At 50.7% G+C, this 23029-nt stretch carries 27 protein-coding genes and 2 pseudogenes; 10 read left to right on the plus strand and 19 right to left on the minus strand.

Features of this window, described 5'->3' with window-relative positions:
* Position 1 precedes the first annotated feature (1 nt).
* The 6 genes from nuoI (at position 2) to nuoN (ending at position 6344) form a co-directional block, all read left to right on the plus strand.
* A complete protein-coding gene (gene nuoI / locus PT300_08105) occupies positions 2-544 on the plus strand; it encodes an NADH-quinone oxidoreductase subunit NuoI (GenBank protein ID MDF7680556.1) in 543 nt (180 codons plus the stop codon).
* Positions 545-553: 9 nt separating this feature from the next.
* Positions 554-1108 (plus strand): NADH-quinone oxidoreductase subunit J, encoded by a 555-nt coding sequence (gene nuoJ, locus PT300_08110; GenBank protein MDF7680557.1) that lies wholly within the window; start codon positions 554-556, stop codon positions 1106-1108.
* On the plus strand, positions 1105-1407 hold the full coding sequence (gene nuoK / locus PT300_08115; protein ID MDF7680558.1) for an NADH-quinone oxidoreductase subunit NuoK: 303 nt from the start codon (positions 1105-1107) through the stop codon (positions 1405-1407). Before nuoJ ends, nuoK begins: the two co-directional genes overlap by 4 nt.
* Positions 1404-3245 carry an NADH-quinone oxidoreductase subunit L gene (gene nuoL / locus PT300_08120; protein ID MDF7680559.1) on the plus strand — a complete coding sequence of 614 codons (1842 nt, stop codon included), beginning with the start codon at positions 1404-1406 and terminating at the stop codon, positions 3243-3245. The genes nuoK and nuoL overlap by 4 nt, the downstream gene beginning before the upstream one ends.
* Before the next feature lie 105 nt (positions 3246-3350).
* A complete protein-coding gene (nuoM, locus tag PT300_08125; protein ID MDF7680560.1) occupies positions 3351-4880 on the plus strand; it encodes an NADH-quinone oxidoreductase subunit M in 1530 nt (509 codons plus the stop codon).
* A 6-nt stretch (positions 4881-4886) separates the two neighbouring features.
* Entirely contained in the window at positions 4887-6344 is a 1458-nt protein-coding gene (gene nuoN / locus PT300_08130) for an NADH-quinone oxidoreductase subunit NuoN (protein MDF7680561.1), read from the plus strand.
* Between the two features lie 53 nt (positions 6345-6397).
* Here the strand turns inward: nuoN and PT300_08135 are convergent, their stop codons facing one another.
* The 3 genes from PT300_08135 to PT300_08145 all read right to left on the minus strand — a co-directional run bounded on the left by PT300_08135 (position 6398) and on the right by PT300_08145 (position 8681).
* A complete protein-coding gene (locus PT300_08135) occupies positions 6398-6685 on the minus strand; it encodes an IS66 family insertion sequence element accessory protein TnpB (GenBank protein ID MDF7680562.1) in 288 nt (95 codons plus the stop codon).
* A gap of 81 nt (positions 6686-6766) precedes the next feature.
* Positions 6767-7018, minus strand: a complete 252-nt coding sequence (locus PT300_08140; GenBank protein MDF7680563.1) for a VENN motif pre-toxin domain-containing protein — start codon at positions 7016-7018, stop codon at positions 6767-6769.
* A 154-nt stretch (positions 7019-7172) separates the two neighbouring features.
* Positions 7173-8681, minus strand: coding sequence for a hemagglutinin repeat-containing protein (locus PT300_08145; GenBank protein ID MDF7680564.1), 1509 nt, complete (start codon positions 8679-8681; stop codon positions 7173-7175).
* Positions 8682-8921: 240 nt separating this feature from the next.
* Here PT300_08145 and PT300_08150 point away from each other — a divergent pair.
* Positions 8922-9766 (plus strand): IS5 family transposase gene (locus tag PT300_08150; protein MDF7680565.1). Its coding sequence is split into 2 segments (ribosomal slippage): positions 8922-9267 and positions 9267-9766, totalling 846 coding nucleotides; the frame shifts between segments, so codons are not numbered across the junction.
* Between the two features lie 79 nt (positions 9767-9845).
* Positions 9846-10274: a SymE family type I addiction module toxin gene (locus tag PT300_08155; protein MDF7680566.1), complete on the plus strand. Its 429-nt coding sequence runs from the start codon at positions 9846-9848 to the stop codon at positions 10272-10274.
* Between the two features lie 639 nt (positions 10275-10913).
* Here PT300_08155 and PT300_08160 read toward each other — a convergent pair.
* From PT300_08160 to PT300_08170, 3 genes are all read right to left on the minus strand, one after another.
* Positions 10914-11165 carry a hypothetical protein gene (locus PT300_08160; protein ID MDF7680567.1) on the minus strand — a complete coding sequence of 84 codons (252 nt, stop codon included), beginning with the start codon at positions 11163-11165 and terminating at the stop codon, positions 10914-10916.
* A gap of 312 nt (positions 11166-11477) precedes the next feature.
* On the minus strand, positions 11478-11822 hold the full coding sequence (locus PT300_08165) for an immunity 8 family protein (protein ID MDF7680568.1): 345 nt from the start codon (positions 11820-11822) through the stop codon (positions 11478-11480).
* A gap of 2 nt (positions 11823-11824) precedes the next feature.
* Entirely contained in the window at positions 11825-12661 is an 837-nt protein-coding gene (locus PT300_08170; GenBank protein MDF7680569.1) for a hypothetical protein, read from the minus strand.
* Between the two features lie 516 nt (positions 12662-13177).
* Here PT300_08170 and PT300_08175 point away from each other — a divergent pair.
* Together PT300_08175 and PT300_08180 are read left to right on the plus strand one after the other, a co-directional pair.
* Positions 13178-13402, plus strand: a pseudogene (locus tag PT300_08175) (transcriptional regulator).
* 56 nt (positions 13403-13458) lie between these two features.
* Positions 13459-13668: a SymE family type I addiction module toxin gene (locus PT300_08180; protein ID MDF7680570.1), complete on the plus strand. Its 210-nt coding sequence runs from the start codon at positions 13459-13461 to the stop codon at positions 13666-13668.
* A 46-nt stretch (positions 13669-13714) separates the two neighbouring features.
* Here PT300_08180 and PT300_08185 read toward each other — a convergent pair whose 3' ends face one another.
* The 13 genes and pseudogenes from PT300_08185 to PT300_08245 form a co-directional block, all read right to left on the minus strand.
* Positions 13715-14017, minus strand: coding sequence for a hypothetical protein (locus PT300_08185; protein MDF7680571.1), 303 nt, complete (start codon positions 14015-14017; stop codon positions 13715-13717).
* Positions 14014-14763, minus strand: coding sequence for a VENN motif pre-toxin domain-containing protein (locus tag PT300_08190; GenBank protein ID MDF7680572.1), 750 nt, complete (start codon positions 14761-14763; stop codon positions 14014-14016). Before PT300_08190 ends, PT300_08185 begins: the two co-directional genes overlap by 4 nt.
* A complete protein-coding gene (locus tag PT300_08195) occupies positions 14747-14965 on the minus strand; it encodes a DUF4926 domain-containing protein (protein ID MDF7680573.1) in 219 nt (72 codons plus the stop codon). Before PT300_08195 ends, PT300_08190 begins: the two co-directional genes overlap by 17 nt.
* A 16-nt stretch (positions 14966-14981) precedes the next feature.
* Entirely contained in the window at positions 14982-16166 is a 1185-nt protein-coding gene (locus tag PT300_08200; protein ID MDF7680574.1) for a VENN motif pre-toxin domain-containing protein, read from the minus strand.
* A gap of 315 nt (positions 16167-16481) precedes the next feature.
* Complete coding sequence (locus PT300_08205) at positions 16482-17498, minus strand: VENN motif pre-toxin domain-containing protein (protein ID MDF7680575.1); 1017 nt, start codon at positions 17496-17498, stop codon at positions 16482-16484.
* The gene (locus PT300_08210) at positions 17498-17764 is read right to left on the minus strand and encodes a hypothetical protein (GenBank protein MDF7680576.1); all 267 of its coding nucleotides are present in this window, start codon (positions 17762-17764) and stop codon (positions 17498-17500) included. Before PT300_08210 ends, PT300_08205 begins: the two co-directional genes overlap by 1 nt.
* Before the next feature lie 178 nt (positions 17765-17942).
* Complete coding sequence (locus tag PT300_08215) at positions 17943-18974, minus strand: IS630 family transposase (protein MDF7680577.1); 1032 nt, start codon at positions 18972-18974, stop codon at positions 17943-17945.
* Between the two features lie 95 nt (positions 18975-19069).
* Positions 19070-19291: pseudogene (locus PT300_08220) on the minus strand (adhesin).
* A gap of 13 nt (positions 19292-19304) precedes the next feature.
* Positions 19305-20149 (minus strand): IS5 family transposase gene (locus tag PT300_08225; protein ID MDF7680578.1). Its coding sequence is split into 2 segments (ribosomal slippage): positions 19305-19804 and positions 19804-20149, totalling 846 coding nucleotides; the frame shifts between segments, so codons are not numbered across the junction.
* A 51-nt stretch (positions 20150-20200) separates the two neighbouring features.
* The gene (locus tag PT300_08230) at positions 20201-20722 is read right to left on the minus strand and encodes a VENN motif pre-toxin domain-containing protein (GenBank protein MDF7680579.1); all 522 of its coding nucleotides are present in this window, start codon (positions 20720-20722) and stop codon (positions 20201-20203) included.
* A gap of 485 nt (positions 20723-21207) precedes the next feature.
* Positions 21208-21570 (minus strand): immunity 8 family protein, encoded by a 363-nt coding sequence (locus tag PT300_08235; protein MDF7680580.1) that lies wholly within the window; start codon positions 21568-21570, stop codon positions 21208-21210.
* A complete protein-coding gene (locus PT300_08240; protein MDF7680581.1) occupies positions 21567-22019 on the minus strand; it encodes a hypothetical protein in 453 nt (150 codons plus the stop codon). Before PT300_08240 ends, PT300_08235 begins: the two co-directional genes overlap by 4 nt.
* A gap of 224 nt (positions 22020-22243) precedes the next feature.
* Entirely contained in the window at positions 22244-22897 is a 654-nt protein-coding gene (locus tag PT300_08245) for a VENN motif pre-toxin domain-containing protein (protein ID MDF7680582.1), read from the minus strand.
* Positions 22898-23029 lie beyond the last annotated feature (132 nt).

A 23029-nucleotide genomic window follows, 5' to 3' on the forward strand; every position in this document is an offset into this window, starting at 1 on the left:
CATGACCTTAAAAGAATTACTGGTGGGGGTTGGCACCCAGCTTCGTAGTATCTGGCTCACCGGGCTACACGCGTTCGATAAACGTGAAACCCGAATGTATCCGGAAGAGCCGGTTTATCTGGCTCCCCGTTATCGCGGACGCATTGTGCTTACCCGTGATCCGGACGGTAAAGAGCGCTGTGTCGCCTGTAACCTCTGTGCAGTCGCCTGTCCGGTTGGCTGTATCTCTCTGCAAAAAGCGGAGTTGCAGGATGGCCGCTGGTATCCGGAATTTTTCCGCGTCAACTTTTCACGCTGCATCTTCTGCGGCATGTGTGAAGAGGCGTGCCCGACCACCGCGATCCAGTTAACGCCCGACTTTGAAATGGGCGAGTACAAACGCAAGGACCTGGTGTATGAGAAACAGGACCTGCTCATTTCCGGGCCGGGTAAGTACCCGGAATATAACTTCTACCGGATGGCGGGTATGGCCATCGATGGCAAAGATAAAGGCGACGCAGAACATGAAGCGAAGCCGGTCGATGTCAAGAGCCTGTTACCGTAGGGAGGGGCAATGGAATTTACATTTTATCTTTGTGGCCTGATCGCCATCCTCGCTACCCTGCGGGTGGTAACCCATACCAATCCGGTGCATGCCTTGCTGTATCTGATTATTTCGCTGCTGGCGATCGCCGGAGTGTTTTTCGCGCTGGGGGCTTACTTTGCCGGGGCGCTGGAAATTATTGTCTATGCCGGGGCGATTATGGTGTTGTTTGTCTTCGTGGTGATGATGCTCAATCTCGGTGGCAGTGAAATCGCCCAGGAGCGTCAATGGCTACAGCCAGCAAGCTGGATGGGGCCCGCGGTGCTTGCCGCGATACTCCTTGCGGTGATGATTTATGCGATTGGCTCGCTGCCTGATCAGGGCATTGGCAATGGCGTCATCAGCGCGAAAACGGTGGGGATGACCCTGTTCGGGCCCTATGTCCTGGCGGTGGAGCTGGCCTCGATGCTGCTGCTGGCCGGGCTGGTTGTCGCGTTCCATATTGGCCGCGAAGAACGCACCGCTGAAGCGTCAAACCCGCGTCAGAACGACAGCGATATCACCAAAACGGAGGAACATCTATGATCCCCTTAACCCACGGACTGATCCTCGCCGCTGTCCTGTTTGTCCTCGGTCTCTGCGGGCTGATTATCCGGCGTAATCTGCTGTTTATGCTGATTAGCCTTGAGATCATGATCAACGCAGTGGCGCTGGCGTTCGTCGTCGCTGGCAGCTACTGGGGCCAGGCCGATGGACAGATTATGTACATTCTCACCATCAGCCTTGCGGCGGCGGAAGCGAGTATTGGTCTCGCGTTGCTGCTACAGCTCCATCGCCGCCGTCAGAATCTGAATATCGATTCAGTAAGTGAGTTGCACGGATGAATATGTTGCCATTAACGGTTCTTCTGCCATTACTGAGCTTTCTCTTACTGGCCTTTTCCCGTGATCGCTGGTCAGAAAATCTCTCGGCGACTATTGGTGTCGGCAGTGTCGGGCTGGCCGCGCTGGTGAGCTTGTTTGTCGCGATCGATTTCTTCACCGTCCAGCAACAGGCGGTCAGTGTTCCGCTGTGGACGTGGATATCGGTCGGCAAATTTCATATCGACGTTAACCTGATCGTCGATGGCCTCTCGCTGACCATGCTGCTGATAGTCACCGGGGTGGGTTTTCTGATCCACCTGTTCGCCTCATGGTATATGCGTGGTGAAGCGGGCTACGCCCGTTTCTTCGCCTGCACTAACCTGTTTATCGCCAGCATGGTGGTGCTGGTGCTGGCGGATAACCTGCTGCTGATGTACCTCGGCTGGGAAGGGGTAGGGCTGTGCTCCTATCTGCTGATCGGTTTCTACTATAGCGAGGCTAAAAACGGTGCGGCGGCGATGAAAGCCTTTATCGTGACCCGCATCGGTGATGTGTTCCTCGCGATTGGCTTATTTATTCTCTACAACGAGCTGGGAACCCTCAACTTTCGTGAAATGGTCGCGCTGGCACCGCAGCACTTTGCCGCAGGCAATCAGATGCTATGCTGGGCCACCCTAATGTTGCTGGGTGGCGCGGTCGGTAAGTCTGCGCAGTTGCCATTGCAGACCTGGCTTGCCGATGCGATGGCCGGGCCGACGCCGGTCTCGGCCCTGATCCACGCCGCGACAATGGTCACCGCCGGGGTGTACCTGATTGCCCGCACCCACGGCTTGTTCCTGCTGACCCCGGAGATCCTCCAGCTGGTAGGCGTTATCGGTGCGGTCACTCTGGTGCTGGCTGGCTTTGCGGCGCTGGTACAGACCGATATCAAACGGGTGCTGGCCTACTCGACGATGAGCCAGATAGGCTATATGTTCCTCGCGCTGGGGGTGCAGGCCTGGGATGCGGCGATTTTCCATCTGATGACCCATGCTTTCTTCAAAGCGTTGCTGTTCCTGGCTTCCGGTTCGGTGATCCTCGCCTGTCATCACGAACAGAATATCTTCAAAATGGGTGGCCTGCGTAAGTCTATCCCGCTGACCTATCTCTGCTTCCTGGTGGGCGGTGGGGCGCTGTCGGCACTGCCGCTGATCACCGCCGGTTTCTTCAGTAAAGATGAAATTCTGGCCGGGGCACTGGCGAATGGTCACTTTAATCTGGTGATCGCCGGTCTGTTCGGGGCGTTTATGACCTCCCTGTATACCTTCCGGATGATCTTTATCGTCTTCTTCGGTAAAGCCCAGATTCAGGCTCATGCCGGGAAGGGGATCGCCCACAATCTGCCGCTGATCGTGTTGATGATATTATCGACTTTCGTCGGCGCACTGATCACCCCGCCACTGCGCAATGTGCTGCCCGCGACCAGCGAACTGTCACATAGCACGCTGCTGATGCTGGAGGTGCTCTCCGCAACGGTGGCGATCCTCGGCATTGCCCTCGCGGCGGCATTATGGCTCGGTAAACGCCAGCTAGTGACGGCGATAGCCCACAGTGCGCCGGGTCGTCTGCTCGATCGCTGGTGGCTCAGTGGCTGGGGATTTGACTGGCTCTATGACAAAGTCTTTGTGCAGCCATTCCTCGCGATCGCCCGCTTGCTGAAGTGCGATCCGCTGAATGCCTTGCTGAATATCCCGGCGATCCTCGCCCGTGTTGCCGGAAAAGGGTTGCTGCTTAGCGAGAACGGTTATGTGCGCTGGTATGCGGCATCGATGGGCATCGGTGCGATTATCGTGCTGATGTTGCTCATGGTCTTGCGTTGAGATTGTCGGTTTACCGGAGCAGCGGGTTTGCTCCGGATGAAATCATATTTTAGAAAGTTATTTCTGACGGTGAGTCGGAAATTAAGATAAGGGACATACGTAGCTATGCTATTACCCTGGTTAATACTCATCCCCTTGATCGGTGGGTTTCTCTGCTGGCAGAGTGAACGCTTTGGCACCAGGATGCCACGCGCAGTGGCCCTGCTCACGGCGGGGTTCACGCTGATACTGGCGCTGCAACTCTGGTTACAGGGCGATTATTCCCAGACCTCTGCTGTCGGTCTGCCGCAGTGGCAGGTGGAATATATCCGCGCGTGGATACCGCAATTCGGTATCAGTATTCATCTGGCGCTGGATGGCCTGTCATTACTGATGGTGGTGCTGACCGCGCTGCTCAGTCTGCTGGCGGTGCTCAGTTCATGGAACGAAATCAGTCAAAAACAGGGGCTGTTTCATCTCAACCTGATGTGGATCCTCGGCAGCGTTATTGGCTTATTTATCGCCATCGATCTGTTCCTGTTCTTCTTCTTCTGGGAAATGATGCTGGTGCCGATGTATTTCCTGATCGCCCTGTGGGGACATAAAGGAGATGACCACCAGACACGTATCGCGGCGGCCACCAAATTCTTCATCTATACCCAGGCCAGTGGTCTGGTGATGCTGGTGGCGATCCTTGGACTGGTACTTACCTGTTTCCATGCCACCGGCAGCTGGACGTTCAACTATAACCAGCTGCTCAACACCCCGATGTCGCGCAGTATGGAATACTGGCTGATGCTGGGCTTCTTCATCGCTTTCGCGGTGAAAATGCCGGTAGTACCGCTGCATGGCTGGCTGCCGGATGCCCATGCGGCTGCGCCAACGGCGGGCTCGGTCGATCTTTCGGGCATCTTACTGAAAACTGCCGCCTATGGTCTGTTGCGTTTTTCACTGCCGCTATTCCCCAATGCTTCGGCAGAGTTCGCGCCGGTGGCGATGTGGCTCGGCGTCGTCGGTATTTTTTACGGCGCATGGATGGCCTTTGTGCAAACCGATATCAAACGGCTGGTGGCTTACTCCTCTATTTCGCATATGGGTTTTCTGATGATCGCTATCTACAGTGGCAACCTGCTGGCGTATCAGGGAACGGTGATCCAGATGATTACCAATGCGCTATCGGCGGGCGGGCTGTTTATGCTCTGCGGCCAGCTCTATGAACGCCTGCATACCCGCGATATGCGTCAGATGGGGGGATTATGGAATAAAATCGCCTGGCTACCGGGGCTGACCCTGTTCTTTGCGGTCGCGACATTGGGGATGCCGGGAACCGGTAACTTTGTCGGTGAATTTATGCTGTTGTTCGGCAGCTATCAGGTAGTGCCGCTGATCACGGTGATAGCCACGTTGGGGCTGGTGTTCGCCTCGATTTATTCACTGTCAATGATTCGTCGCGTCTTTTTTGGTCAGCCGAAAAGCGACGTCGCCAGCCAGCAATTAGCGGGACTGTCGGTGCGTGAATGCGTTATCGTCCTGCTGCTGGCGGTGCTGCTGGTGCTGCTTGGTGTCTTCCCACAGCCGGTGCTCGACACGTCCAGTGCTGCGATGAGCAACATCCAGCAGTGGGTTATTCATTCTGTTTCTACTACAGGGCTGTAATTCGCCATGACCATCACTCCACAACAACTGAACGCACTGCTACCGTTGCTGATCGTCGGCCTGACGGTAGTCGTTGTGATGCTTTCCATTGCGTGGCGACGTAATCATTTTCTGACTGCCACGCTATCGGTTATCGGGCTGAGCGCTGCGCTGATTTCGCTGTTCTGCGCCGGACAAAACGGGGCGATTGATGTCACGCCACTGATTCGGGTAGACGGTTACACGCTGTTCTATAGCGGGCTGGTCTTGCTGGCGAGCCTCGCGACCTGCTGCCTGGCTTATCCATGGCTTGTCGGCTATCAGGATAATAAAGAAGAGTTCTACCTGCTGGTCTTAATCACCACTCTTGGCGGTCTTCTTCTCGCTGGCGCGAACCATCTGGCGGCGCTGTTCCTCGGTATCGAATTAATTTCGCTCCCGCTGTTTGGCCTGGTGGGGTATGCCTGGCGACAGCAACGCTCACTGGAGGCCAGCATTAAATATATGCTGCTCTCTGCGGCGGCCTCCTCGTTTCTGTTATTTGGCATGGCATTGATCTACGCCGATTGCGGTAGCCTCGCTTTCCTGACATTAGGTCAGAACCTGAGCGATGAGGCTTTGCGGTCGCCGTTGTTACTGGCCGGAGCCGGGATGATGATCGTCGGCCTCGGCTTTAAGCTATCGCTGGTGCCGTTCCACTTGTGGACGCCGGATGTCTACCAGGGGGCACCTGCGCCGGTATCGGTGTTACTGGCCACCGCCAGCAAAATCGCTATTTTCGCGGTTGAAATGCGCCTGTTCCTGTATGTCCCGATCGCCAGTAGTGAAGCGGTACAGGTGGTGCTGACGTTGATGGCCTGCGCCTCTATTCTCTTCGGCAACCTGATGGCGCTTAGCCAGCACAGTATCAAGCGCCTGCTGGGTTACTCTTCTGTCTCGCACCTGGGCTATTTACTGGTGGCGCTGGTGGCGTTACAAAGTGGCACGCTGTCGACAGAAGCGGTGGCTATCTATCTGACGGGGTATCTGTTCAGTAGTCTGGCGGCGTTCGGTGTGGTCAGCCTGATCTCCAGCCCCTGTCAGGGGCCGGATGTCGACGCGCTCTCTGCTTATCGCGGCCTGTTCTGGCAGCGTCCCTGTCTGGCGGTAGTGATGGCGGTGGCGATGATGTCACTGGCCGGGGTGCCGATGACCCTGGGCTTTATCGGTAAATTCTATTTACTGGCGGTCGGGCTTAATGCGCATCTGTGGTGGCTGGTGGCCGCAGTGGTGCTGGGATCGGCTATCGGCCTGTACTACTATCTGCGTGTCGCGGTCAGCCTGTTCCTGAAAGCACCGTCAGCGCCGCAGCTTGAGATTGCTGCGCCGGGACCGATCAGTGTGGGGGGTATCGTGGTGCTGGTCTCTGCCTTGCTGGTGCTGCTCCTCGGTCTCTGGCCGCAGCCATTAATCAACCTGGTACAACTGGCACAACCTTTAATGTAACGACGGTAGTGAGTGGTTTTGTCTGGCAGTTTCACTGCCAGACAATTCTCCCGCTAACGGAACCGATGTTTAAATTGTGAAGGAAGACAGCGCAGCTGAATTCCGCCATGCAGAAAGAATGTCACGGTTCCAGCCACAGGGGATGATGAGCCGGAGAGATGAACAGGCAGTACAGCGGGAGCCCTGGCAGGTTGTTCAGCCCGGGCGACATCCCGGGGCCAGTCACGAAAGGAAGCAAAGGAAATGTCGTTAAGCACGCAGTATTGTCTGCGGGTAAGACCGCTGGCGCGCCAGTCAGCGACATGTTGCTTTTTTTGTTCAATGCACCATTTTCTTTTCATTGGTAAACGCCTCTCGTCAGTTAAAAGAGAGGCTGATAGTACCTGATGAAATAATTAAGAAAATATGAGTTTACTGGATGGTTACATTGCTTCCTGTGTTATCGTCTGATAATTCTCTATCGTGCCGGGTTTCTGCTTGTTAGCCGCAGCCAGCACATTAGCCAGCGCATTATTCTCAACAGTCGTCTTCCCGGCCTGTGCCCCGACTACCGCGGCAGCGGTGCTGTCTCCGGCTATCCCGCCCGCAATACCCGCTGCCAGGGTTGCCATCGCGCTGATGTTCTGTTTGTCGGTTTCGCTCAGCTCACTGACTGGCTTGCCGTATATCTGCATCGCCAGTATACCGGTAAGTTCTCCCGTGGCGGCACCTGCAGCCCCGGCCAGCGCACTCTGTCCCTGAAGCGAGGCCAGTACTGCATTGGCTACAGCATGGGCAGCGACTTTTGCCTCATCATTGTTATCAATCCCGGCATGGTGGCCGATGATTTCAGCAATGTAAGGCGCAGCCGCCCCGGCACTGGCTGCGGGTCACGCTACCACCATTCAGCCCCTGCAGGGCTGCGGTAGTGGCCTGGATGGCCTGCTGATAACTGCCGCCGGTGCCCCATTTCTGCTGTTCGGCTTTATAGCCTTCTGTGTTCGCAAGCAGGGTGTTGTACTTCTCCCGGTCTTCAGCACTGGCTCCCGGTTCCGGCTCATAAATGCCTTTTCCCGCCAGCTCCAGCTTACCGGCCTGAGTGGCGCGGATATTACCTTCCACGCGACCAATATCCGCCAGCTGATTCCCGATATCGCCGATAACCTGCGCCTGTTCGATTTTATCCTGTTCTTTCTCTTTATCAAAGATGGGACGAATACTGCCGTTGGCTTTCTCCGTGTCGTGGGAGAGGCCGGCAATATCCTGCTGCTGGTGGTCTTTATCCCGGATAATCAGTGTTCCGTTACTGACCGCAGACTGGGTGGTGCCGTCCGCCTTGCCGTGGTCACTGAGGCCGTTCAGCAGGCTGCTGGCCATGTTGCCAGTAAACTGACTGCCAATACTGCCACCGGAGCTCATTCCGGCACTGCTGTGCTCGACATCATACTCTGCGCTGTTGTGCAGGCTGCCCCAGCCGAGGGTGCCGCCGCTGCTGTGGTTACTGCCGGTGAGCGAGGAGGCGTTCTGTGCTGACAGCAGGGTGATGTCATGCTGTGCGTCGAGGGTGATATCGTGGGTGGCCTGCAGCTGACTGCCTTGTGACAGGATGTTTCCTTTTCCGTCCTGACCACTGGCAACCACCGTCAGGTTATTTCCGGCCGTGAGGTTGCTGGTGGCGGCCGAATACTGCGTCTGCTGCTGGGTTGATTTGGATGACTGGCTGCCATAAGAGAGGCTGATGCCGATAGTGTTGTCGTTTTCGGCTGCCGCCCCCTGAGCTTCATCAAGGCGCACCGCCTGACTGGCCTGAATGGCAGAGAGCCCGCCTTTGACGGCATACAGCGCCTGGAGACGGTCATTATCCCGCCCCTTTGCCTGATTAATCGACTGCACAGTGTTACTGAGGGCAGTGCCCGCGCTGCCGGAGAGGGCGAGGGTCAGTCCGGAGGTGCGCTGTTCAACGCTGTGGGTCTGCTGGCTGTGTTCGGTGGCGGCGGTGAGGGCGACACTCTGCCCGCTGAGCACCATATCGTGACCGGCAATCAGCTCTGAGCCGTTCACCGTCAGCACATCCCCGGCATGGAGAATAACATCGCCCTGAGTGGCTCCGGCGGTGCTGCCGTGCTGAGTGAGGGTCTGGGCGCTGTCGGTGACTTTCTGGCTCTGGCTGCCGTAGGTCAGGCCGATGCCGCCACTGCCGGAGAGGCCGGAGTGCTTCTCTTCGGTCTGGTGAAATTCACTGCCGTGCTCCGCAGTGCTGGTCAGCGTCAGGTCATGCCCGGCGCTGATGGTGCCATCGTGGTTATCGTAGCTGTCCGTTGTTATAAACTTCCGCTGAATTGATAAAGTATCCAACATGAGAATTAACACGATAACGTTACATGGTGTTGTATTAATTTCCGGAGCTGTATCGCATTAATAAACTTCCACGATAAAAACAGCCCTGTGTTTTTATTCAGTACTGTATAATAGCGCACAGAGTAACCCGTTAACCGGAGCATGAGTTATAAAGAAAACTGTTCTGTTAAATTAGGGTGTGTCCCGTAACTATTTTTTGTACAATCTGGTATCTGTCTCACTACAGGAAGTCCTTTAGATATGGCTCGCTACGATTTCCCGGATGAGGCGTGGGCACTGATCTCTCCCATGCTGCCACCTGAAAAAGCCTCTTCCAGAGGGGGACGCCCTTATTTTTCTCACAGACACGTCATGAATGGCATATTCTGGATCCTTTGTTCCGGTGCCCCATGGCGGGATTTACCTGAACGTTACGGCTGCTGGAAAACGATATATAACCGTTTTAACCGGTGGTCAAAAAGTGGCGTAATGAACAGTATTTTCAATAAATTACTTCAGATACTTGATGAAAAATCGTTGATTGACTGGGATGTCATCGCACTTGACGGAAGTAACATCAGGGCCCTGAAAGCGGCTGCGGGTGCAAAAAAAAATATCCCGATGACTCAGATGACCATGGGCTGGGTCGCTCACGCGGCGGCTTTGGCACCAAAATCCATCTGGCAACAGATGGTACAGGATTACCCTTAAGTTTCTGCCTGAGCGGTGGGCAGGCTCACGAAAGTCAGTACGCAAAACTCTTACTCAGACAAATCGGTGTTATTCGAAAAAGTGGTTGTCTGAAGTCGCGCCCCAAAGCTGTGCTGGCGGATAAAGGATACTCAGGCGGTAATCTTCGTATTTATTTAAAAACGAAGGGAATAAAGGCAGTTATTCCTTTCAAATCAAACGAAAAAGCAAGCCGTGATGGTCGTCGAGCGCTGGATCGTCAGTTATATAAAAAGCGCAATGTGGTGGAACGCTGCTTTGCAATACTGAAAGAAAACCGTCGAATAGCCACGCGCTCAGAAAAAACAGCCAGAAACTATCTGAGCATGCTAAAACTGGGGGCAATCAGGTTGTTTTTAAGGCGCTTGTTAGGTTAAAGGACACAGCCTAGCGCGGTGTGAAGGTGTACCACCACCTTCACACCGCTGACCACAAACAACTAACCAGGAGTTGAATATGGCTAAGAGAGATGTTAAGCCAGAATCCGCTGTTGCCAAAACGAAATTTGCGACAGAAAGCAGTAAACCGCAAAAGCGCGGGCAGGCACGCAAAATTGAAACAGAAACATTGCAAAACTGTCCTGAATCAGAATTATCCTCCCCGCTGGCACGGATGGAGTTTTATGACCGGATGCGGGTCAATTATTTACCACTGTCGGGTGAGTGGTTTTCACGGGCGGGATTTATTCCCAATATGCCGGTAAAAATCAGGGTGATGCCGGACTGTATTGTTATCACTACCCAGAACAGCCGGGAATTATGGGGCTGCGCAGAAGGGCTGAGTGTGGTCAGTATTAATCAGGAAAAAGTGAAGCAGTGGCTGAAAAACTTTCCCGGCGCGCTGAATGATACCGGAGATATCCCGAAAATTAAGCGTGGCTACTGATATTACTGAAAGTCATCTGTCAGAAGCGTAAACTCCCGGAAAGTGAACTTTCCGGGAAAAGTATTTATTCATCAATTGATTCAAATCGTTATGATCATATGACCAGCCAGGCTGCTTATTAAAGCGATCAGGATGTAAACCGGTTTGTTGATGGTTATGTTAAGTTTCATTGCTGGCGTATTTATATCACGTTCTTTTTCAGTGAATATTATATTCAATGAAGGGTTAACTTTCATATAAATAGATTTTTTCCTTTAGATAGTGAATGGATACATAAATAGCTGACACAGATATGAAACATGTTTCAGAATGAATATTAGGCCAGAACTGATGTGGCAGGGGAAAATAATTACAGATTTACGAGCGGGTACGCAAAAACAGAGGAGATCGTGAAATTATCGTAACCATCCGGTAAACTCACATTAACAGATCGCCAGGATTATGGAAAACCTTCGTCAGGAGATGAAGTATTGGGGGCGATATTACCTGATGAAATAATCAAGAAAATATGAGTTTACCGGATGGTTACACGTTACTGAGTGATGGCAAAAGAGAAACCCCGACTCAGACTAAACCGGGGTTTTATTTAACGCAGGATTGTAGTTAACGATCCTGATTATGCTGATTTTTACAGGAGGATTATCTGTATTTCCTGTGGTGTTTAAAGTAAATCCACCAGCAGCCTATTGCTCCTATGGAACCTCCAGCTACACTCCCTTTCAGGATTTTTATATAGTCTATGGTAGATATATCTAAAGCAACATCAGAAAATAGACAGTAAAATACTCTAATAGCTATCTGTGTAATTACAGCTGAAATAAATATTCCAGCCGGGATAGATATCATGAGGTAAATGAAAATAAATAGCCATTTTAAGGTGATTTTTTTCATTTTTTATTACTCTCGAAATTTTTCCTGCCTGATCGTAACCATCCACAATACTTCACCTCCTTATAAACGTCCTCCATAATCCTGGCGATCTGTCAATGTGAGTTTACCGGATGGTTACTCGTCATTGTTATCAATTCCGGCATGGTGGCCGATGATTTCAGCGATGTAGGGCACGGCCGCCCTGGCAATGGCTGTTCACTCTACCGCTATTCAGCCTCTGTCTCTGTAGGACCGCGGTGGCGGCCTAGATGACCAGGTAATAACTGCCACCGATACCCCCATTTCTGTTCGTCCTTAGTACAACTCAGTTCACTATGGCTGGTAATCTTCAAATTCCCAGGCAAAAACGCGAGAGAGTTTTTGCGCTATTTCCATCCAGTCATTACCTTCACATTGATCTATATAATCTGCGATGATTTTTTTGATCTCATTCAGATCGTATTTACGTACCAGAAGAGTATGCCGCATCAGTTCTGGTAGCCACTGATTCTTACAGAGCCACTCTGGAGTGCAGATGAAAACATCAAAATTATCTCCACCAGGTAAATCAGGAATACCTATCGTTAGAGTTAATGTTATAGCAATATCATCAAGCTCCTGATTGTAACTATTAAGTTCATGATGAAGACAATCAATATTTTTCAGTATTGCTTTCATTTTTAATCCAAAATATTCAGATGGCCATTACCAACTTTGACTGGCTTACCCATCGGATTGATTTTATAAGTTTCAAAATTTGCTTGTATACCTGTTGCTGCAAAAGGAGAGCGATACCCACGCGTACCATCAGCACTGATCCAGCCACCCCCACTAGTCTGCTTTGCACCTTCACCGAGCCATATCTGGCCTAACCTGTCAGCTTCAGCCCTTGATCCTTTCCCCATAGAAAAATCTATTTTACCTGAACCATCACCTTTAATGGCAATCTCCAGCCTTGGATCATGCTTAGCAATGTTATTCAGATTCTGCTGTATCAGCTCATCTTTCAACTTAGGATAAGTTGCGATGTTTTCTGCACCAGAACTTACAGAAGTTCCCCTTCCGCCATTCTTCGCTGCACTGACTGCTGTCGCTTCCGCTTTAGCCGCCGCAGCCTCTGCTGCTGTCTTACCAACCCCGATAGCACCTGTCGCACCAATACCACCTGGTGTTACCGCTTCTGCCGTGATTTCCGGTGTAGCGCCAACTATAACTGCGCCCCCGGCAACGGTGGCGACGCCTGCTGAAACCACCAGATTTCCTTCAGCGATATCAGCCTTACAGGCGGCATCACAGTCCGGCGTCTTACCTAACCAGAACCCCAGACCTGAACCAGCCGCACTACCCAGGTTGTTGTTATCAACAACAACTTTTCCTGCTGCACACCCGGCCAGCGAGCTGTATTTTCTCTGGTGTATTTTCAGGACTACCATTTTTTTCCCGACGCGCTTTTTCGCTCCGGACACGCTACCGCTATACCCTGGCATCCCGCCTGCACACGCGCATTTTAACAACATCACTCCGGTTGTCATTACCTGTTATTCATCGCGGCGGGAGCCAGGTCACAGCTTGCTGTGGCCTGGCGAACCGTCTGCCGGGTGCGGGCTGGCGAAGCCCGCAAGGGCCGGTACGGCACTCTGTGGCACTTTGTATGACCGGGGTTTGATTTTGCATGACCACACTGAACCGGGGCGGGAGCGGAAGCTGGCGAGGCGGGAACGAGCAACGCAGTGCGAGCCGCCGCAGACAGACGCAGCCGGGCGGGCATGAAGTTGTTAAGCGGAGGCCGTCAGGCCGACCTGCCTTGTTGCTGTTGGCTGAACACGGTGAAGGCGCAGGAAGCCGCCAGGGATGGCGGCCGCACCCGGACGATAATGCGGGGGCGCAAGACATAATGTGTATTGTGCGAAGACGGCCCGCACATTAAGGGCAGGGCAGGCTGAGAAGGGGAGCGGGGCGACTGCGCATAATACCCACACATTATGTTTAATGGCCGGGCGGCGGCCACGCCCTGACGTCCATATGAGGCGGGGTCGGCACAACCGACCTTAGACGCCCTGATCCGGCTGGCTAAGGTGCTGCATGTTTCACTGGATGAACTGGTATTTGAGGAGCATGAGCGCGGCCCCTCTGACGATATGGCACTGCAGTTTGAGGCCATCAGTGGGATGCCGGAAGAAGAACGCCGGATTATCAAGGCATTACTGGACGGGATGATACTGAAGTATCAGGCTAAACAGATAACTGAACGCAGTTAAGACAGGCGGCAACCTGCCTTAACCGCTGACCACAACAACTAAGAGAGGTAGTTATTATGGCTGCACAACATCATAAGCCAGAACAGGTTTTAACCAAAGCCCGGCGTTATACCGTGGGATATATCCGGGATCAGCGTAAGTTTCAGCCATCGCCATCCATCACCCTGAAGGGGCACTGGATGGCGGATTTTGGCTTCAGCACCGGCCAGAAGATCGAAGTGTTCCCGAAAGCGGGGCAGCTGATTATCCGGCTGGCTGAAGCGTGAGAGGCAGATAAAAAGCTCCCGGCTCGATGGACGGGAGCTTTAATGGTTAATAGAAGTCAGGATCTACCTGACCTTCTGCTTTCAGGATCTCAAGAAAACGGTTATAGGAATCAGGCAACCCTTCAACTAAGTTATCTAGCAGATTTTCATCTATCAGTGGTTTATAAAAAATACCATCTTTTAAATAGATAAAGTTGCCAGATAATATTGGATCGGTAATTTGCACCTCTGAAGAATCGTAGGATAAAAGACCCTCATAACCTTTAGACATTCCATAGAAGTACGTTTTATTATTCATCCAATAGATCGCATAAACTTTAATGTTTTCATAACCATCTCTTATTTTCACTTCACTTTATCCTTTATTGAATTGATCACTTCCGCTGGATTAGAGTTAACTCTCTGCGGAGTCGTGATTTTCACATCATAAGCCTTACCAGTATTCACATTGTATTGGTAATGAATAGTGATCGATTCCCCTTTGGAATTTTTCTGGACTACCTGCATTTTTTGGAAGCCTGCACTTGTGGGGAAACGAGGGTCATTATTCATACCTCTAAGTGGTTGACCTGCTGCCGGGTTATCCTTAACTTGATTCCACAAAAGTTGCTCATTCAGATCTCTTGGTGCTGTAAACTGTTGGCCCGGCTTCGCCGTTGATATCTTCTCAGCAGCACTGATCAGAATTTTATTATCAATGACATTAAGGCCTTTACCAACCAGTGACAGCACCTTTTCTGCCGGGATCGATGTCAATAGTGCCAGAGCATAATCTTTTGCGTCCTGTGCTGACAATACTGCCATTACAGTATCAGAACCGGGGTTATTACTCAGTATAGCTTTAATAATATCCGCGCTTTCTGGCAAATCACCTTTCACCATTTGAGCCAAATCGGCCTGTATTTGCTCCGGTGGCAGATTCTTATCCTGGGCATATTTTTCGTAAGACTGTATCGACTGACCGTAACTCATTAGCCCTGATGGCAGACCCAGATTATTATTCTCAACCGTGGTCTTCCCGGCCTGTGCCCCTGCCACGGTGGCAGCAGTGCTGCCATCGACTATTCCGCTAACGATGTTAACAGTTAATATCACGCGAGCACAAATTGTCTAATGGTTCAATATCTTTTGGAGAAACCGTTAGAACATCTAAGGTATTACAATTTTCATCAACAAATTCAATCTCATACCCTAAAGTGGGATTGTTATATATCATCAAAATTGTTCCTACACATCCTTTTAGCACTTTATTTGATAAAGTTTTTGTTGCTCTAACTACATCATATTCTTTAATCATAATAAACACCGATAGTTCATTTCTTGGCCGGAATGGCTGTTACAAGTCTAACAACACCATCATTATTTTTTATCCATCCAAATTTAACACTAATAACACGACCATTAGCACCAGTTATTGGAATTACTTGATCATACTTAGTGCCAAACTGTGTTTCTGTTGTCTTGATAGCTTTATTGGGATCGAAAATAATTTGCTTTGCAAGATCGCTTGAATTTGCTTTATTAAAACCAAGAGCGCTATCGAACCAGTCAGCCTTACTCCCCCCAACAGGATGTTCTTTTGCTAATAAATAATTAGATAATTTATTTTCAATACTTGCTTGTGTTTCGGCGGTATTTTTAATTACATTTAGTCCGCCACTCTTTGTTACGTTAACTGCCCCGGCTTTAGCCGCCGCAGCCTCTGCCGCTGTCTTTCCAACCCCGATAGCACCTGCCGCACCAATACCACCTGGTGTTACCGCTTCTGCCACCTGCAAGCCAGCGTTGTTGAGGCATATTACCGGTGAAGCAGCACAACCTTCAAGCGCGGCTTTCGCTGCTGCTGTGATTTCCGGTGTGGCACCGACTATAACTGCGCCCCCGGCAACAGTGGCAACACCCGCTGAAACCACCAGATTTCCTTCAGCGACGCCTTTAGCGATATCAGCCTTACAGGCGGCATCACAGTCCGGCGTCTTACCTAACCAGAACCCCAGACCTGAACCAGCCGCACTACCCAGGTTGTTGTTATCAACCGTGGTCTTCCCGGCCTGCGCCCCGACTACCGCGGCAGCGGTGCTGTCTCCGGCTATTCCGCCCGCAATCCCTGCCGCCAGGGTTGCCATTGCGCTGATGGTCTGCTTATCAGTTTCGCTCAGTTCACTGACCGGCTTGCCGTACATCTGCATCGCCAGTATACCGGTGAGTTCTCCCGTTGCTGCACCTGCAGCCCCGGCCAGCGCACTCTGTCCCTGAAGCGAGGCGAGCACTGCATTGGCTACCGCATGAGCAGCGACTTTTGCCTCATCGTTGTTATCAATTCCGGCATGGTGGCCGATGATTTCAGCAATGTAGGGCGCGGCCGCCCCGGCAATCGCTGCGGTCACGCTACCGCCATTCAGCCCCTGCAGGGCTGCTGTGGTGGCCTGGATGGCCTGCTGATAACTGCCGCCGGTGCCCCATTTCTGCTGTCCGGCTTTATATTTTTCTATGTCCATGAGCAGGGCGTTGTACTGTGCCCACTCTTCAGCACTGGCTCCCTATTTTAGATTACTATTTCTTACCGTATATTTTTCTATATTTCCGATAATAAAGTGACCAGCACCCTCCGCCACCTATAACTCCACAGCACACACTTATCTTTAGAATCTTATAAAGATCACAAAAAAATATTCTTATTTTTATTCCCGCTGTGAAATAAAGATATAGATCAACTAATAAAGACATGAAAAATATCGTTATAAAAATACTAATGGCTGTACCACCTATCATATATATTAAGAGTATCCATATCCTTCTATGTTCAGAATATCTCATTTTTTCTCTCCTTGGTTACTGCTCAAGGAGTTACTTATGTGATTGTTTATATATTCGGTAGAGGCTGATCCTCCCATATTTCCAATAACACCGGGTAATGGATCTAAAGGCATTGGTTTTGATATTCCCATTCCAATATCCACCCACTCCCAGTTTTTCCAGTTCGGATTAATAATATAATTGAGTTGGTTTTGAGTAAGTTTGCCTGCACCATAACCCACACCAGCCGCAGCCCCGCTAAGGAAGCCTCCTTTCAGTGGATCATCCCCTTTAATCGCACTGGATATGCCGCCATTCACTGCATTAATGCCGACAGTACCCATCAGTCCGGTATTGGCCGTGAGTGCACCCGTCCAGTAAGCCAGAATAACATCATTAGGGTTGACCTCACCATTAACCAGAAGACCTACGCCCGCATTAGCTCCGGCACCGATCAGGCTGGTCGTCATCGCCGCTTCAGGTAATAAAGGCCAGACCATGACACTGCCCATTGCGGCAACAAGAGTTTCACAGGAAACCGGTGTTCCGCCACTATAGGCTTCCCTGATTGCTTCCTGTGTCACCGTCTGATAATTCTCTATCGTACCGGGTTTCTGCTTGTTAGCCGCAGCCAGCACATTACCCAGCGCATTATTCTCAACCGTCGTCTTTCCGGCCTGTGCCCCGACTACCGCGGCAGCAGTGCTGTCTCCGGCTATCCCGCCCGCAATTCCTGCCGCCAGAGTCGCCATCGCGCTGATGTTCTGTTTGTCGGTTTCGCTCAGTTCACTGACTGGTTTGCCGTATATCTGCATCGCCAGTATACCCGTGAGTTCGCCGGTTGCGGCACCCGCAGCCCCGGCCAGCGTACTCTGTCCCTGAAGCGAGGCCAGTACCGCATTGGCTACTGCATGGGCAGCGACTTTTGCCTCGTCATTGTTATCAATTCCGGCATGGTGGCCGATGATTTCAGCAATGTAGGGCGCGGCCGCTCCGGCAATCGCTGCGGTCACGCTACCGCCATCACTGATCATTAGTCAGAATCTGATGGAGGCGATTTTCGAGCTTTACGTTCATCTATTTTGGCAAAAATCCATGAACCCAGCCCTCCCGCAGTACCTGCGATAGTGCTTACAACGATGATATCTATAATTACTTCTCGCGTTAAATTAACCTTACCATCAAAAATTAAGTCAATAACAATACTGGCCATAAAGAAAAGAATGAAACAGCAAAAAACAAGATATGCAATACTTAAAAATAAAAGTCTCAGCTTTATATTCTTATTTTTCTGCATCATTAGAACCCTTTTTGTTTATTTTATCTTTAACTTTATTACCAATAAATTGACCACCAGTAGAGCCAATGACATCACCAACAAAACCAGAGCTTGAGCCTAAAACGGGACTCAATGCAGACGGTGCGACTACTCCAACTACTGTACCAAATGCCCAACTAAATAGCTGCGCCTAATACCGCTACACTTTCGCCAGCCCATGTTTACCTCCGGGGAATGGGCTGACGGTTTCCATAAAATGGCGAACCTTTTTCAACAGTTGCCACATCGAACGGCACTGGTGGTTTCGGGTTATCGTATCGTGAAGCGCCAGCCATAACCGCTCAACATGATTCACCCATGGCGAGTATACAGGTTGATAAATTACTCTGAACTTCGGGTTCGCTTTCAGCCAGTTTCGTGTTTTCTCACTCTTGTGAATAATGTAGTTATCCACGATGAGCGTTATCGTTTTTGCACGGCGATACGTCGCTTTCAGATGCTCTAACAGACTGATAAATAAAGATGAGGATTTGCTACTGCCGCCTACATAGCTGACCTTTCCTGTATCACTATGCAATGCACCTGCCAGATAATATTTTTCATTCTGACCGGGTGTGACCACCCGTTTTTGCTGCCCGCGTAACTGCCAGTCAGCACCGATTTTCGGGTTGAGATGAATATCCACCTCATCTTCGTAAAACACCGGGTTTTCTGCGCTGCATTGCTCCAGCGCGTTATGGATTGCCGCCATTTTCTCTTCTTTATGCGGATCGCGTATATGCAGAGTGGGTGCTGCTCTGCGCCACACCAGCCCCGCGGAAGGCAGCCAGCGGCGGACTGTACCGGGATGAAGTTTACATCCGGTTATCTCGTTGATTTTTATTGCTAACAGTTCGGTGCTCCAGCGGGAGCGCTGATAACCGAAATCACCGGGAGAGCGGCTGACGAGCAGAACCAGCAGTTTGCAGATTTGTTCAAATGGCCATTTGCGTTCACGGCCCGGACTCAGTGATATCAGGCCTTCCGCGCCATACAGGGTAAACCAGTTAATCCAGCGCCCGACGGATGAACGGGCACAGCAGAGAGTTCGGGCAACATCGCTGACACTGAACCCGCGGCTCAACATCAGCATGGCGGTCAGCCTGCGGGCATGGTTTTTATCGCGTGTTTTATGGATAGTTTTCTGCATCAGGCGTCGTTCGTCACGGGGTATTGGTGCTATGATTGTCATCGCTCAGTCCGGTAGGTGATGTGAGATATTTGGCGATTGATCAGATCGCAAAATCCGGGCTGAGTTCCCTCAAAGTGATCTACTATTTGGCGCAGCTATTTAGCACCAGTACCAATCATGGCACCTTTATCAGGGCCATCGGTGAACAGTGTCCCTCCTACTGCAATGCCTGCGTTCTGCCATACATCACGACCCGGTGCCAGTCCACCAGTAACACCTGCTGACACACTCCCCCAGTAATCCCATGTTTTATTTTCATTACCGGGCCTACTCAAATCGAACCACTGATATGTACCATTAGCGATTTCTGAAATAACTAGGCTGTGTCCCTTAACCTAACAACCGCCTTAAAAACAACCTGATTGCCCCCAGTTTTAGCATGCTCAGATAGTTTCTGGCTGTTTTTTCTGAGCGCGTGGCTATTCGACGGTTTTCTTTCAGTATTGCAAAGCAGCGTTCCACCACATTGCGCTTTTTATATAACTGACGATCCAGTGTTCGACGACCATCACGACTTGCTTTTTCGTTTGATTTGAAAGGAATAACTGCCTTTATTCCCTTCGTTTTTAAATAAATACGAAGATTACCGCCTGAGTATCCTTTATCCGCCAGCACAGCTTTGGGGCGCGACTTCAGACAACCACTTTTTCGAATAACACCGATTTGTCTGAGTAAGGGTTTTGCGTACTGACTTTCGTGAGCCTGCCCACCGCTCAGGCAGAAACTTAAGGGTAATCCTGTACCATCTGTTGCCAGATGGATTTTGGTGCCAAAGCCGCCGCGTGAGCGACCCAGCCCATGGTCATCTGAGTCATCGGGATATTTTTTTTTGCACCCGCAGCCGCTTTCAGGGCCCTGATGTTACTTCCGTCAAGTGCGATGACATCCCAGTCAATCAACGATTTTTCATCAAGTATCTGAAGTAATTTATTGAAAATACTGTTCATTACGCCACTTTTTGACCACCGGTTAAAACGGTTATATATCGTTTTCCAGCAGCCGTAACGTTCAGGTAAATCCCGCCATGGGGCACCGGAACAAAGGATCCAGAATATGCCATTCATGACGTGTCTGTGAGAAAAATAAGGGCGTCCCCCTCTGGAAGAGGCTTTTTCAGGTGGTAGCATGGGAGAAATCAGTGCCCACGCCTCATCCGGGAAATCGTAGCGAGCCATATCTAAAGGACTTTCTATAGTGAGACAGATACCAGATTGTACAAAAAATAGTTACGGGACACACCCTACACCACTAACCACTTTCCCCACCGAAGCCGCAGGCCCTAAATACCAGGCTCCGGCTATCAATGCGCCATCTTTATAGCCATTGACGATGGTCTGAGCAATATTGGCTCCTTCCGGCAACTCTCCTGTTGCCAGTTTATCTATGCCTTCCTGGGTTTGTTCTGGTGAAAGGTTGTTATCCTGGGCATACTGATTCCAGGAGGCGACAGCCTGACCATAACTCGTCAGCCCTGATGGCAGACCCAGATTATTATTCTCCACCGTGGTCTTCCCGGCCTGCGCCCCGACTACTGCGGCAGCGGTGCTGTCTCCGGCTATCCCGCCCGCAATTCCTGCCGCCAGGGTTGCTATCGCGCTGATGGTCTGTTTGTCGGTTTCGCTCAGTTCACTGACTGGTTTGTCGTACATCTGCATCGCCAGTATACCGGCGAGTTCGCCGGTTGCAGCACCTGCCGCGCCCGCTAATGCACTCTGTCCCTGAAGCGAGGCCAGTACCGCATTCGCCACCGCATGGGTGGCGAGTTTTGCTTTTTTCCTGGCAAACTGACTATCAATGCTGTCGGGTTAGCGATAATAAAAAAACCATGTAATTACTCCTATAAGTGGGCCAGTTAAAGCCACCTTGCAATAAGTAATAAGTTTTGTAGTAAAAAAGTCAATTATGTCTTTACCACCGCCCACCCAATATCCAAGAAGACTAAATGATATGGACATAATAAAAAATGCAAGAAAAAGGCATGTGCATAAATAAATTAACACAATAACACCCCTGTATTTGCGTTTCATTATTTCTGCTCCTTTTTATTCTTCAAGGAATCATTAACACCTTCGGTAAAACGCCACCCGCCAGGGAACCTATAGCCGCACCAATACCACCCGATGTCACAGCTTCTACCACCTGCAAGCCAGCATTGTTGAGGCATATTACCGGTGAAGCTGCGCAACCTTCACGTTAAAGTGAAAATCCCAGCCGCTGAGGGCTGGAATTCATTCTAGCGAGGCTGATAATCCTCATATTCCCAAAAACTAAAACGACTTAACTTTTGGGCTATTTTTGGCCAGGTATCAGCGTGACAATCAGCAATCTGCTTTTTTACAAAGGCGATGATCTTATCGTAATCATACTCATTAATAATGATCATCCCTGTACCCAAGAAGATATTATTTTTTACAGCTTCATTCTGTAACCATTTGGGAGTGCAAATTAGCATGTCGAAACATTCAGCCCCCTCTTCATCATCAGGCCCAATCATTGCCCTAATCCAACTCCCGAAAATTTCAGGATCTTCAGGCCAATAATTGATTAGTTCATCCTCTATTTCTAACGACCATAATTTTTTTAATAAAGCTTTCATTTAGTTATATCCAAGTGTCCGTTACTAATTGGTCTTCCCCCAGGCGTTAATTTTTGCTCAAAGTTAGCCTGAATACCTGTCGTTGCATGCGTACTATTTGGCTTGGCTGAAGGTGGCCGATAAACTCTCAGCCCATCAGCGCTTACCCACGATGTCCCATCTTTAGATATTCTATAACCTGGACCAACCCATGCTTCTCCTAATACATTAGCCTCATTAGCAGTGGCACTTCCTAAGCCAAAGTACCCTTTATTACCTTTAGCTGCATCACGTAGTATTCCTATTTGTTCTGCAATATTTAGCGGTTTGGAGCCATTAATTATTTGGCTATTCTTCGCTGCACTGACTGCTGTCGCTTCCGCTTTAGCCGCTGCCGCTTCAGCAGCCGTTTTACCAACCCCGATAGCACCTGTCGCACCAATACCACCTGGTGTTACCGCTTCTGCCACCTGCAAGCCAGCGTTGTTGAGGCATATTACCGGCGAAGCAGCACAACCTTCAAGGGCGGCTTAGCTTTGTTGAATAATAGTGAACCATGCTGTTTTATCACACCTGTTTTGGTCATAAATGCTGGTCTCTACTGCGAGAAGCTTCCGACCCTGACCTTAACCTTCTGATTTTACGTTGAGGAAGACCGATGTTTTTGTAGGCACGCAGCATAATATCTATTTATTCAACAAAGCCGGGCGGCTTTCGCTGCTGCCGTGATTTCCGGTGTAGCGCCAACTATAACTGCGCCCCCGGCAACGGTGGCGACGCCTGCTGAAACCACCAGATTTCCTTCAGCGACGCCTTTAGCGATATCAGCCTTACAGGCGGCATCACAGTCCGGCGTCTTACCTAACCAGAACCCCAGACCTGAACCAGCCGCACTACCCAGGTTGTTGTTATCAACCGTGGTCTTCCCGGCCTGTGCCCCGACTACCGCAGCGGCGGTGCTGTCACCAGCAATCCCGCCTGCAATACCTGCCGCCAGGGTTGCCATTGCGCTGATGGTCTGTTTGTCGGTTTCGCTCAGCTCACTGGCTGGTTTGCCGTATATCTGCATCGCCAGTATACCCGTGAGTTCCCCCGTCGCGGCACCCGCAGCCCCGGCCAGCGCACTTTGTCCCTGAAGCGAGGCCAGTACCGCATTGGCTACTGCATGGGCAGCGACTTTTGCCTCATCGTTGTTATCAATCCCGGCATGGTGGCCGATGATTTCAGCAATGCAGGGGGCGGCAGCTCCGGCAATCGCTGCGGTCACGCTACCGCCCGACGGTGACATCAGGCCTACCGAGCTACGATCATATAAACGTACCCGACTCATCGATAATAAAAATACCAAAAAACAAATCCAGCAGGTACGCCCATCCAGGTTAGTTTGAGACAATCAATGAAATCTTTTAATGAAAATGGAAAACTTCCATTTACATCCCAGGCTAACCATGCTCCTAATAAGCGACCAAACATAGTCAGT

Source organism: Enterobacteriaceae bacterium ESL0689 (assembly GCA_029433525.1).
Taxonomy (GTDB): Bacteria; Pseudomonadota; Gammaproteobacteria; order Enterobacterales; family Enterobacteriaceae; genus JAQTIF01.